Genomic DNA, 12,547 nt, shown 5'->3' on the forward strand with positions numbered 1-12,547 from the left:
AGTGACGTGGACACGCCTAAAGAGGGTGTGAGAGCGCTCTCACACCCCCTTCAGGAGGTCCGTCCATGCGCCCGCGCAGACACAGATCCGCCCTCAGAGCGGCCCTGGCCGCATTCGCCGCCACCGCCGTCGCCCTCCTCGGCGCCACGTCCTCCCGGGCCGACGTGCCGCCCACGCCCACCGGCTGGAACCTCCAGTGGAGCGATGACTTCAAGGGCGCGGCGAACACCCTCCCCTCCGCCGCCAACTGGCAGATCGACACCGGCCACAACTACCCCGGCGGCCCCGGCAACTGGGGCACCGGCGAGATCCAGAGCTACACCGGCTCCACCAGCAACCTCAGCCTCGACGGCACCGGCAACCTCCGTATCACCCCGCTCCGCGACGGCTCGGGCAACTGGACCTCGGCCCGCATCGAGACCAAGCGCGCTGACTTCAAGGCCCCGGCCGGCGGCGTGCTGCGCATGGAGGGCCGGATCCAGATGCCGAACGTCACGGGCGACGCCGCCCTCGGCTACTGGCCCGCCTTCTGGGCGCTCGGCAGCCCGTACCGGGGCAACTACCAGAACTGGCCGGGCATCGGTGAGTTCGACATCATGGAGAACGTCAACGGGCTCAACTCGGTGTGGGGGACCCTGCACTGCGGCGTCAGCCCGAACGGTCCCTGCCGGGAGACCTCCGGCCTCGGCGCCAACCGCGCGTGCCCCGGGTCCACCTGCCAGTCCGCGTTCCACACGTACCGCTTCGAATGGGACCGCTCGACCACGCCCAACCAGCTCCGCTGGTACGTCGACGGCACCCAGTTCCACAGCGTCGGCCAGGACCAGGTCGACGCCGCCACCTGGTCGAACATGACGGACCACGCGGGCTACTTCATCCTCCTCAACGTGGCGATCGGCGGCGGCTTCCCCGACGGGGTCAAGGGCTCGCCGACCCCCACCGCGGCCACCGTCCCCGGGCACCCCATGCTCGTCGACTACGTGGCGGTCTGGACCCGGGGCGGAGGCGGCGGCAGCGACCCCGGCGGCTCCGCCACCCTCTACCCGGGCCAGGGCGGCGCCCTCGGCGGGGCCTCGACGTCCGCGAGCGCCACGACCGTGGCCTCGGCGGGCGGCGCCAACCACGACGGGACGCCGTACCAGCCGCAGACCTTCACCTCCTCCGGCATCACCCGGACCTACAACGGCGGCTCGACGGCGTTCGACCTGTTCGTGGACGCGGGCACGGCCGTGGCCAACGGGCAGCAGGCGCGGATCTCCTACGACCTCACCGGCGACGGCACCTGGGACCGCACCGAGACCTACCAGTACTTCGCCACCGATCCGGTCCCGGGCTACGAGCACTACACGCAGGCCCGCGGCCTGAAATCCGCCACCGGCGCGCTCGGCGACCTGAGAGGCGGCAAGGTCCGGGTCGAGGTGTGGAACGCCATCGGCAACGGCACCAGCACCCTCGGCACCGGCAACCAGTCCACCGTCCGCATCCCCTTCGACTGATCGGGGATCGCTTCGGGCCGATCACGAATCGCTTCGGCTGATCAGGACTCGCCGGGCCGGGGCTCGCCCAGCCCGGCGAGTTCGGCGCGCACCCGGTCCGCGTCCGGGTGGCCGAGGGCGTCGAAGCGGCTCAGCGCCGCACGCCAGCTGGCGCGCGCCCCGGCCACGTCCCCGGCGGTCCGCTGGGCGTCGCCCAGCCGGTGCAGCGACTCGGCCTCCCGCACCCGCTCGTCCAGGCCGCGCCGCAGCTCGACCGCGTGCCGGTAGCAGGTGATGGCCTGCTGGTGGTCGCCGAGGTGGTGGTGGGCGTACCCGAGGCTGTCCCAGGCGGCCGACTCCCCGCGCCCGTCGCCCGCCTCCTGCAGGAGGGCGAGCGCCTTGGCGCAGTGCACGAGGGTCTGCTGGAAGTCGCCCAGCACGGCGTACGCCCAGCCCAGGTTGTTGAGGGCGTACGCCTCGCCCTTGCGGTGCCCGGCCACCTGGTACAGCTCCAACGACCGCCGGGCGTGGTACAGCAGCTCCTCGTCACGGCCCTGGCGCTCGGCCGTCATGTTGAGCGCGACATGGATGCGGGCCTGGCCGATGGGGTTGGCGGTCTCGCCGTGCAGGTCGAGCGAGCGCAGCAGATGGCCGCGGGCCCGTTCGTACAGCCCCATCCGGAAATCGGCGAGGCCCAGCCCATGGCAGGCGTAGGCCTGCCCGGCCGGATCGGCGACGCGGCGGGCGGCGTCCAGGGCGATGCGGTGGACGGTGTGCTGGTCGTGCCAGTGGCCGAGCTGGTCCAGGAACTCCATCAGCGTCCAGGCCAGTTGCCAGGCGTGGGTCTCGAACCCGGCGTCCGCGGCCCGCTGGAGGGCCGCGATCAGCACCGCGTGTTCCTGGGTGAACCAGGTGAGGGCCTGGGCGTGTGCGGTGAACGTCTCGACGGTGACACCGGAGCGCGCCGGGGCGAGGGCGATCGGCTCCCGGTGCGGGGTGAAGGCGCGTCCGGCGGCGAAGGCGGAGTGCAGATAGTGGTCCAGCACCCGGTGCAGCGCGGCCCGGCGGTCGTCGGCCGGGTCGCACTCCTGGGTCAGCTCCGTGGCGTACGCGCGCAGCAGATCGTGGAACGCGTACCGGCCCGGGCTGCGCTCGGCGATCAGATGGGCCCGGGTGAGCCTGCCCAGCAGCCTGCGGGCCTGGGGGACGTCCACCCCGGTGAGGGAGGCCGCGGCGGGGGCGGCGATGTACGGGCCGGGGTGCACGCCGAGCAGCCGGAACAGCCGGGCGGCGTCGTCGCCGAGGGTGTGGTACGACCACGAGAACACGGCCCGGACGTCGGTGGTGGCGTCCCCGCCCTCGAACGCGTCGAGGCTGCCGCGGGCGTCGTGCAGCTCATCGGCGAGCGCCGCGATCTGGAAGCGGGGGTGGGTGGCGGCGCGGGCGGCCACGATGGCGACCGCCAGCGGCAGCCCCGCGCACACCGTGACCACGTCCTCCACGGCCTGCGGTTCGGCGGCGGCGCGCTCGGCGCCGATGCGGCCGATGAGCAGGTCGCGCGCCTCGGCGCGGCCGAACAGATCCAGCGGCAGCGGCCGGGCCTGTTCCGCGACGACCAGGCCGGTGAGTTCGTTACGGCTGGTCAGCACCACCAGGCAGCCGGGCGAGCCGGGCAGCAGCGGGCGTACCTGCTCGGCGTCGCGGGCGTTGTCGAGCAGGATCAGCACCCGCCGGTCGGCCAGCAGGCTGCGGTAGAGGGCGGTCTGCGCCTCCACGGTGGCGGGGATGCGGTGCGCGGGCACCTGGAAGGCGTCGAGGAAGCCGCGGACCGCCTCGGCCACGGTCATCGCCGAACCGGTGGGGCCGAAGCCGCGCAGGTTGACGTACAGCTGCCCGTCGGGGAAGCGGTCGCGGACCCGGTGCGCCCAGTGCACGGCGAGGGTGGTCTTGCCGAGGCCGCCGCTGCCCGCGATCACCCCGATGACGGCGGCGGTGGGCGCCCGGCCGGCGTTTCGCAGCAGGGCGTCCAGACCGGCCAGTTCGCGCTCGCGGCCGGTGAAGTGGGCGACGTCGGGGGGCAGTTGCTGGGGCACGGCGGCAGCACCGGCGACGGGGGTGGCGGCGGTGTCGTCGGTGTCCCCGGGCGCGTCGGGCGCGTCGGCCGCCTCGGGCGCCGGGTGGGGCTCGGGTGAGGTGCCGGACGGGGCGTCGGGCCGGGTGTCGGGCCGGGTGTCGAGCGCCTGCCGGTGCAGCCGTTGCAGCTCCTCCCCCGGTTCGATGCCCAACTCCTCGGCGTACCGCTGCCGGGTGGCGCGGAACAGCGCGAGGGCGTCGGCCCGCCGCCCGGACCGGCGCAGTGCCTCCATGAGCAGGGCCACCGAGCGCTCCCGCAGCGGGTGCTCGGCGACCAGCGCGGACAGCCGCACGACGGCCTCGTGGTGGCGCCCGGCCCGTACGTCGATCGCGGCGCACTCCTCCATCGCGGCCCGCCGCTCCTCCTCGAGACCGGCCCCGACCGTGTCGGACAGCCAGCCGCCCGCCACATCGGCGAGCGCGGGCCCGCGCCACAACCGCAGTGCGGCGCGCAGCAGTTCGGCGGCCCGCTCGTCGTGCGCGGTACGGGCCTCGCGCACCAGGTCCCGGAAGCGGTGCAGATCGACGGCCGGGCGCGGGGCGGTGAGGCAGTAGCCCTTGGCGGAGGTGGTCAGTTCGGTTTCGGGCAGGGCGGTGAGGATGCGGCGCAGCTTGGATATCTGGACCTGTACGGCGTTGCGCGCCGAGCCCGGCGGGTCCTCGCCCCATATGGCCATGACCAGCCGGTCGACGGAGACCACCCGGCCCGGTTCCATCAGGAGCATCGCCAGCACGGAACGCTGCTGCGCGGCGGTGGGGCCCAGGAGCTGGTCGTCGCGCCATATCCCCACGGGCCCCAAGAGGCGTAACCCGGTCCCGTCCACGCGCTGCCCCCGTCGGTACCAGAGATTCACTGTGACAGTTCCGCAGCCTACCGACAGGGCCAGGTCAGCGAGGCATCAGCCGCATATCAGCGCTTCGTAGGACCCTGGGCGTCATGACCACGGCCGAAGGCACCCGGCGCAGGCCCCGGATAGGGGACCTCGTCTACGACATCGAGCACGAGGCCGTCGGCCGCGTGGCGTACATCGACACCGGTGGCAACATCGCGTGGGTCAAGCCGCGGCACGGCGGCCCCGAATGGACCGCGCTCCCCGAACAGTTGCGCCCGGCGGCCGACGGAGAGGGCTGACCGCCCTTCCTCCCCCTGTGCCGGTGCCTCGTGTTCTGCCACGGGGGGAGGACGCGGGGCACCACTTGCTCGACGCGGCCGCGTGACACGACTGCTCGAAGCACCCCATGTGCCGGAACACGACCGCGGCCCTGCCCCGATTCAGGAGGGCAGGGCCGCAGGGGCGTGGGGTGTCAGGCAGGCACGTGCTCCTTGGCCGTGTCACCGTCACGCTGCTCGGGGAGCGCCTTGGTGTCGGCGCCGTCGGAGTCCTCGGCGGCCGGGCCGTGGCCGCCGCCGTTGGCCGCGAAGGCCGCGGCGTCGAACGGGAGGCGTCCGGAGAGGACCTCGTTCATCCGGTCCTTGTCGATCTCCTTGGTCCAGGTGCCGACCAGGACGGTGGCGACCGCGTTGCCCGCGAAGTTGGTGAGGGCGCGGGCCTCGCTCATGAAGCGGTCGACGCCGACGACCAGGCCGACGCCGCCGACCAGGTCGGGACGGTGCGACTGCAGACCGCCCGCGAGGGTCGCCATACCGGCGCCGGTGACACCGGCCGCGCCCTTGGAGGCGACGATCATGAACACCAGCAGGGATATCTGCTCGCCGATCGCGAGCGGCTTGCCCATGGCGTCGGCGATGAAGAGCGACGTCATGGTCAGGTAGATCGCGGTGCCGTCCAGGTTGAAGGAGTAGCCGGTCGGCACGGTGATGCCGACGACGGGACGGCTGACACCCGCGTGCTCCATCTTGGCGATCAGCAGCGGCAGTGCCGACTCCGAGGAGGACGTCGACAGGATCAGCAGGAACTCCCGCGCCAGGTACTTCAGCAGCAGGAACAGGTTCACGCCGGTGACCAGCCGCAGGATCGCGCCGAGCACGACGAACACGAAGAGGACGCAGGTGGTGTAGAAGCCGATCATGATGACTGCGAGCGCCTTGAGCGCGTCCAGACCGGTCGCGCCGACCACCGCGGCCATCGCGCCGAAGGCACCCACCGGGGCCAGCCACATGACCATCGACAGCAGCTTGAAGACGAGCTGCTGTATGTGGCCTATGCCGCGCAGCACCGGCTCACCGGACTTGCCCATGGCCTGGAGGCCGAAGCCCACGAGGAGGGCGACGAACAGGGTCTGCAGCACCTGCTCCGAGGTGAACGCGGAGACGAGCGTGGTGGGGATGATGCTCAGCAGGAACCCGGACAGGCCCTCGCTCGCGCCGGGGTCGACCTGGCTCTGGCCCTCCTTCGCCACTTCCTGGCTGAAGTGCAGCCCGCTGCCGGGGTCCAGCAGGTTGCCGACGATCAGGCCGATGCCGAGCGCGACGGTCGACATCACCATGAAGTAGCCGAGCGCCAGACCGCCGACCTTGCCGACCTTGGCGGCCTTCCGTACCGAACCGACGCCGAGCACGATCGTGCAGAAGATGATCGGCGAGATCAGCATCTTGATCAGGTTGACGAAGCCGTCACCGATGGGCTTCAGCTCGACCGCCGTGTCGGGGGCGACGAAGCCCACGAGGATCCCCAGCGCCACCGCGCCGATCACGGCGAGGTAGAGGTAGTGGATCTTTTCCTTCTTCTTCGCCTTCGGCCGCTCCGGCTCTGTACGTCCCGACGCGGGCGGCGTGATCTCCGCAGCCACGGTGCTGCCTCCTTCTCTATGGCCGTCCAACTGTCCCGGCGCTGTACCGTGTGCGGCTCGCACACCGCCTTGAACGGTTCCGGCGACTATGCCCCACGCCTGTGACGGGGGTCACCCTTCCGTTCATTTCGTTCACACAAAGATTCGTGTGCAGACTGATGGACATGCGCATCCCCCACCCGCGGAGCCTGGCCGGCCAGCTCTTCGCGATGCAGGTCGTGCTCGTTGCCGCCCTGGTGGCGGGATGCGCCGTCTTCGCGTACATCACCGACCGCGACCAGGCCACGGTCGCCGCGCGCAGTCAGGCCACGGCCGCCGCCGCTGCCGTCGCCGACTCCCCCTCGGTGGCCGACGCCGTACGGTCCGACGACCCCAGCGCCCGGCTCCAGCCGTACGCGGAGAAGGTGCGCCGGAACACGGGCGTCACCTTCGTGACCATCATGAACCCGCGTGGCATCCGTTGGACACACCCCGATCCGGACAGGATCGGGGAGCGCTACCTCGGCCACATCGAGCCCGCGCTGCGCGGCCGGATCTTCCCCGAGACGTACACCGGCACCCTCGGCTCGTCGGTGCGGGTGATCGCCCCGGTGCGCGACCAGAAGGCCGCGGGCCGGATCACCGCGCTGGTCAGCGCCGGGATCACGGTGGAGACCATCAGCGCCCAGGTGCGGCGCCAGCTGCTGGCCCTGCTCGGCGTCGCGGCCGGCGCGCTCGCCGTCGGGGGCCTGTGCGCGTACATCATCAACGCCCGGCTGCGCCGCCACACCCACGGCATGAACGCCACCGAGCTGAGCCGGATGCACGACTACCACGAGGCGGCGCTGCACGCGGTGCGCGAGGGGCTGCTGATGCTGGACGGGCAGCGGCGGATCGCGCTCATCAACGACGGCGGCCGGGAGCTGCTCGGGCTGCCCGACGACGTGGTCGGCGCTTACGTGTCCGGGCTGGGCCTGCCCAGCCCGCTCACCGGCGCCCTGCTGGCCACCGAGCCGCGCGTGGACGAACTGCACCTCACCGCGGAGCGGGTCGTGGTGGTCAACACCTCCCCGGTGAGCAGCGGCGAACAGCGCGGCACGGTCGTCACGCTGCGCGACCACACCGAGCTGCAGGCGCTCTCCGGTGAGCTGGACTCCGTACGCGGCTTCGCCGAGGCGCTGCGCTCCCAGGCCCATGAGGCCGCCAACCGGCTGCACGCCGTCGTCTCGCTGATCGAGCTGGGAAGGGAGGACGAGGCGGTCGAGTTCGCCACGGCCGAGCTGGAGCTGGCCCAGGCCCTCACCGACCAGGTGGTGGCGGCCGTCGCCGAACCCGTACTGGCCGCGCTGCTGCTGGGCAAGGCGGCCCAGGCCAGTGAGCGCGGCGTCGAGCTGGTCCTCACCCCCGACAGCCGCATCGACGACGGTCTGCTGCCGCCCGGGCTGGCCGCCCGCGACCTGGTGACCATCGTCGGCAACCTCGTCGACAACGCGATCGACGCCGCCACCGAGGGCGTCGGCAGCGGCGCCGCCCGCAGTGCCCGTGTCACGGTCACCGTCCGCGCGGACGACGGCGAGCTGACCCTGCGCATCGCGGACACCGGTGCCGGTCTGGACCCGGCGGCGACCGAGGACGCCTTCCGCCGCGGCTGGTCCACCAAGTCGGCGGGCCGCGGTCTGGGACTGGCCCTGGTCCAGCAGGCCGTACGCCGCAACGCGGGCACCGTGGACGTGGCCGGGGCGCCCGGCTCCGGCGCCGAGTTCACCATCCGGCTGCCGCTCGTCACCGCGGCCCCCGCACGGTGAGCACACGCGGGACGGGCGCCGATGGCCACGCCCGGCGGATTCACCGGGCCCCAACCCTGGCCACTCTTCATTACGCTCCGTAAATTGGGGCCCCGAGCTTTCCGCCTCCCCCTGACGTGTCCGCCCCCGAGAGGAATCCCGATCCATGAGCCCGCCGCAGGCGAACTCGGCGACCCCGACCCCGGAGCCGATCCGGGTGCTGGTTGTCGAGGACGATCCCGTCGCGGCGGACGCGCACCGGATGTACGTCGAGCGCGTCCCCGGATTCGCCGTCGTCGGCACCGCGCGCACGGGCGGTGACGCCCAGCGGCTGCTGGAGCGGACACCCGCCGACCTCGTCCTGCTCGACCTCTACCTGCCCGACGGGCACGGCCTGCAGCTGGTGCGGGCGCTGCGGGCGGCCGGGCACGCGGCGGACGTCATCGCCGTCACCTCGGCCCGGGACCTCGCCGTGGTCCGGGACGGGGTCTCGCTCGGGGTCGTCCAGTACGTACTGAAACCGTTCACCTTCTCCACGCTCCGCGACCGGCTCCAGCGGTACGCCGAGTTCCGGTCGACCGCGGGCGAGGCCAGCGGGCAGGCCGAGGTGGACCGGGCGCTGGCCGCCCTGCGCGCACCGCAGCCCGCCTCGATGCCCAAGGGGCTCACCCAGGCCACCCTGCAGGCGGTCACCGAGGCGCTGCGCGGCGCCGAGGACGGCGTCTCGGCGGCGGCGACGGCGGAGGCGGTGGGGATCTCCCGGATCACCGCGCGCCGCTATCTGGAACACCTGGTGGACGCGGGCCGCGCCGCCCGTACGCCGCATTACGGGCAGATAGGGCGCCCGGAACTGGTCTACCGCTGGCTCAGCGAGCACTGAGGGAGTGCCGAGTGGCCTTCTGGGTCACTAGTAGGAAAGTTTCCTATCCGACATCTTGTCGTGGCCATGGCGGCTCGCTAGCGTTCAGCCTCACCCCTCCCCGACCCCCCAGGAGGACGCCACATGCGCATACTCCCGCGCCACCACAGACGCACCCTGGCCGCCGCGGCCACCGGACTGGCCGCCGTGATCGCCACGGGCGCGGCCGCCACCGCCCAGGCCACGCCCCCGTCGCCGCACACGGCGGCCGCCGCCACCGGCCAGACCGGCCCGTACCTCTACCTCGGCTGGGGCAGTCCGCCCAAGACCACGGACGTGATGTCGGCGACCGGCACCCAGCAGTTCACGATGGCGTTCATGCTCTCCGACGGCGGCTGCGCCCCCAAGTGGGATGGCTCCCGCGCCCTCACCGGCGGCACCGACCAGTCGACCATCAACGCCATCCGCGCTGCCGGTGGCGAGGTCACGGTCTCCTTCGGCGGCTGGAGCGGCAACAAGCTCGGCGAGAAGTGCTCGTCCGCCTCCGCGCTCGCCACCGCGTATCAGAAGGTCATCGACGCGTACCGGCTCAAGGCGATCGACATCGACATCGAGTCGACCGAGTTCGAGAACGCCACGGTCCGGCAGCGGGTGATCGACGCGCTGAAGACCGTCAAGCAGAAGAACAGCGGCATCAAGGTCTACGTCACCTTCGGCACCACCACGACCGGGCCCGACGCCAACGGCACGGACCTGGTCAAGCGCGGCGCCAAGGCCGGGGTCGACGTGGACGGCTGGACGGTCATGCCGTTCGACTTCGGGCAGGGCTCCGTCGACATGGCGGCGGCCACCAAGTCGGCGGTCGACGGCCTGAAGAACACCGTCGCGAGCGCCTACGGACTCTCCTCGGACGCCGCCTACCGCAAGGTCGGCTTCTCCTCGATGAACGGCAAGACGGACGTCGCGGGCGAGACGGTGACCCTGGCCAACTTCAAGTCGATGATCTCGTACGCCCAGAGCCACCATCTGGCCCGGGTCAGCTTCTGGTCCCTCAACCGCGACCGCAAGTGCGGCTCCGGCACGGACGCGGACGCGTGCAGCGGCATCAACCAGGGCACGTACGACTTCACCAAGGCGCTGGCGGGCTACACGGGCTGAACTCCTCTTCTTGCGCCGCGCGTTCGAGCGCCCGTCATGCCAACCATATCCCCGTGTACGGGGATTGACCTTGCGTTGACGGCGACCTTACGGTCGGCCCGCAGCCCACAGAGGCCAGCAAGGAGGTCGTGCCGTGCGCCCCGCACCCGCCACACTGATCCTCACCGCCGCCGCCCTCGTCGCCACCGCGGGGCTCACCGCCTGCGGTGGCGGCTCGGGCAGCGATCCGGACACCGTCAAGGTCGCGTACAACCGCAGCACCGACAACAAGATCCGCTTCAAGGACCACCACCTCGCCGCGGTGAAGAAGCAGTTCGAGAAGGCGAACCCCGGCAAGAAGGTCAAGCTGATCCCGATCCAGGCGCAGGACAACGACTACGCCACCAAGGTCCAGCAGATGATGCGGTCCCCGAAGACCGCCCCCGACCTGGTCTACGAGGACACCTTCCGGATCAACGCGGACATCAAGGCGGGCTATCTGCGACCGCTGGACGACTATCTGGCCAAGTGGAAGTCCTGGGACCAGTTCGTCGACACGGCGAAGACGGCGGCCAGGGCCGAGGACGGCAAGACGTACGGCGTCCCCGACGGCACCGACACCCGCGGGCTGTGGTTCAACAAGGACATCTTCGCCAAGGCCGGGCTGCCCGCCGACTGGGCGCCGAAGAACTGGGACGACATCCTCAAGGCCGCGCGCGCCATCAAGAAGAAGGTCCCCGGCGTCACCCCGCTCAACGTGTACACCGGCAAGGCCCCCGGCGAGACCTCCGTGATGCAGAGCTTCGAGATGCTGCTGTACGGGACGGGCGGCGCGGGCGACGAACCGCTCTACAACCCGAAGACCAAGAAGTGGGTCACCGGCGGCCAGGGCTTCCGGGACTCCCTGGCGTTCCTGAAGACCGTGTACGACGAGAAGCTCGGCCCCGACATCTCCGACGCCCTCGACCCCAACGTCGGCACCACCGTCTACAGCGAATGGCTCCCCGAGGGCAAGCTCGCCATCGCCCTCGACGGCTCGTGGCTCGGCCAGAACTGGCTGAAGACCGGCGGCAAGCCCTGGCCCGAGTGGTCGAAGACCCTGGGCCAGGCGCCGATGCCGACGCAGCACGGGCAGGCACCCGGCAAGGTCAGCATGTCCGGCGGCTGGACCTGGGCGATCAGCGCGAAGTCCAAGAACCCCGATCTGGCCTGGAAGTTCATCGAGCGGTTCCAGACCAAGGAGAACGCGGTCCGGTGGGACATCGTCAACGCCCAGATCGCCGTCCGCGAGGACGTCGCGAAGGACCCCGAATACCTCTCCTCCATGCCCGGCATCCGCTTCTTCACCGGCCTGGTGAAGAACACCCACTACCGCCCGGCGCTCCCCGTCTATCCGCAGGTGTCCTCGGCCATCGGCGAGGCCATGGAGGCGGCGACCACGGGTGACGCCTCGCCGAGCGGCGCGGCGAAGCGTTACGACGAGCAGCTGAAGTCCGTCACCGACGGCGCCGTGGGCCGATGACCACCGCGGCCAAAGCCCCGGCGGCGGTCTCCCCCGCACGCCGGGGCCGCCCGCTGCGCTGGCTCCCGCTCGCCCCGGCCACCGTCCTGCTGCTGCTCTTCCTCGGCGGGCCGATCGCCTACTGCTGCTACATCGCGTTCACCGACATGCAGCTGACCGGCACCTCTACCACGGAGTTCATCGGCCTCGCCAACTTCCGCCGCGCCTTCGGGGACGGCGATTTCCGCAACGCGGTCGTCCTCACCCTCGTCTTCACGGTCGTCTCGTCCCTCCTCGGCCAGAACACCCTGGGCCTGGCCCTGGCCACCCTCATGCGGCGCGCCTCCAAGCCGGTGCGCACGTTGATCGGGTCGGTCGTGGTCGCGGCCTGGGTCCTGCCCGAGATCGTCGCGGGCTTCCTGCTGTACGCGTTCTTCCGCCGCGAGGGCACGCTCAACGCGCTCCTGGACGGGCTGGGCCTGCCGTCCCAGAACTGGCTGTACACCCTGCCCATCCTCGCCGTGTCGTTCGCCAACGTCTGGCGCGGCACGGCGTTCTCGATGCTCGTCTACTCCGCCGCCCTGTCGGAGATCCCCCAGGAGATCACCGAGGCGGCGGAGGTCGACGGCGCGGGCGGCCTCCGCCGCTTCTGGCACGTCACCCTGCCGATGATCCGCCGCTCCATCGGCACCAATCTGATGCTGAACACGTTGCAGACGCTGTCGGTGTTCGGCCTCATCTGGGCCATGACCCGCGGCGGCCCCGGCAACCGCAGCCAGACGCTGCCGGTGTTCATGTACGACCAGGCGTTCAACAAGTCCCTGATCGGCTACGGCACGGCGGTGGCGCTGTTGCTGCTGCTGGTGGGGGCGGCGTTCTCGGTGGTGTATCTGCGGTTGATGCGCGAGGAGGTCTGACGTCCGCCGGT

9 protein-coding genes are annotated in these 12,547 nt (G+C 71.5%); 7 read left to right on the forward strand and 2 right to left on the reverse strand.

What is annotated here, in order from left to right; all coding sequences use genetic code 11:
- Nucleotides 1-65 precede the first annotated feature (65 nt).
- On the forward strand, nt 66-1,496 hold the full coding sequence (locus ACFZCY_RS28150) for a family 16 glycosylhydrolase (protein WP_391179091.1): 1,431 nt from the start codon (nt 66-68) through the stop codon (nt 1,494-1,496).
- Between the two features lie 41 nt (nt 1,497-1,537).
- Here the strand turns inward: ACFZCY_RS28150 and ACFZCY_RS28155 are convergent, their stop codons facing one another.
- A complete protein-coding gene (locus ACFZCY_RS28155) occupies nt 1,538-4,399 on the reverse strand; it encodes a BTAD domain-containing putative transcriptional regulator (protein ID WP_391179094.1) in 2,862 nt (953 codons plus the stop codon).
- A 146-nt stretch (nt 4,400-4,545) separates the two neighbouring features.
- Between ACFZCY_RS28155 and ACFZCY_RS28160 the strand changes: the two genes are divergently transcribed.
- Nucleotides 4,546-4,740, forward strand: coding sequence for a hypothetical protein (locus ACFZCY_RS28160; RefSeq protein WP_391179096.1), 195 nt, complete (start codon nt 4,546-4,548; stop codon nt 4,738-4,740).
- Nucleotides 4,741-4,913: 173 nt separating this feature from the next.
- Here ACFZCY_RS28160 and ACFZCY_RS28165 read toward each other — a convergent pair whose 3' ends face one another.
- Nucleotides 4,914-6,359 carry a cation:dicarboxylate symporter family transporter gene (locus ACFZCY_RS28165; protein ID WP_391179099.1) on the reverse strand — a complete coding sequence of 482 codons (1,446 nt, stop codon included), beginning with the start codon at nt 6,357-6,359 and terminating at the stop codon, nt 4,914-4,916.
- A 164-nt stretch (nt 6,360-6,523) separates the two neighbouring features.
- Between ACFZCY_RS28165 and ACFZCY_RS28170 the strand changes: the two genes are divergently transcribed.
- From ACFZCY_RS28170 to ACFZCY_RS28190, 5 genes are all read left to right on the forward strand, one after another.
- Nucleotides 6,524-8,143 carry an ATP-binding protein gene (locus ACFZCY_RS28170; protein ID WP_391179102.1) on the forward strand — a complete coding sequence of 540 codons (1,620 nt, stop codon included), beginning with the start codon at nt 6,524-6,526 and terminating at the stop codon, nt 8,141-8,143.
- A 145-nt stretch (nt 8,144-8,288) separates the two neighbouring features.
- Complete coding sequence (locus tag ACFZCY_RS28175) at nt 8,289-9,002, forward strand: response regulator (RefSeq protein WP_391179104.1); 714 nt, start codon at nt 8,289-8,291, stop codon at nt 9,000-9,002.
- Between the two features lie 123 nt (nt 9,003-9,125).
- Nucleotides 9,126-10,139: a chitinase gene (locus tag ACFZCY_RS28180; protein ID WP_391179107.1), complete on the forward strand. Its 1,014-nt coding sequence runs from the start codon at nt 9,126-9,128 to the stop codon at nt 10,137-10,139.
- A gap of 133 nt (nt 10,140-10,272) precedes the next feature.
- Nucleotides 10,273-11,640 carry an extracellular solute-binding protein gene (locus tag ACFZCY_RS28185; protein WP_391179110.1) on the forward strand — a complete coding sequence of 456 codons (1,368 nt, stop codon included), beginning with the start codon at nt 10,273-10,275 and terminating at the stop codon, nt 11,638-11,640.
- On the forward strand, nt 11,637-12,536 hold the full coding sequence (locus ACFZCY_RS28190) for an ABC transporter permease subunit (protein ID WP_391179113.1): 900 nt from the start codon (nt 11,637-11,639) through the stop codon (nt 12,534-12,536). Before ACFZCY_RS28185 ends, ACFZCY_RS28190 begins: the two co-directional genes overlap by 4 nt.
- Nucleotides 12,537-12,547 lie beyond the last annotated feature (11 nt).

Source organism: Streptomyces sp. NPDC007983 (assembly GCF_042958345.1).
Classification (GTDB): domain Bacteria; phylum Actinomycetota; class Actinomycetes; order Streptomycetales; family Streptomycetaceae; genus Streptomyces.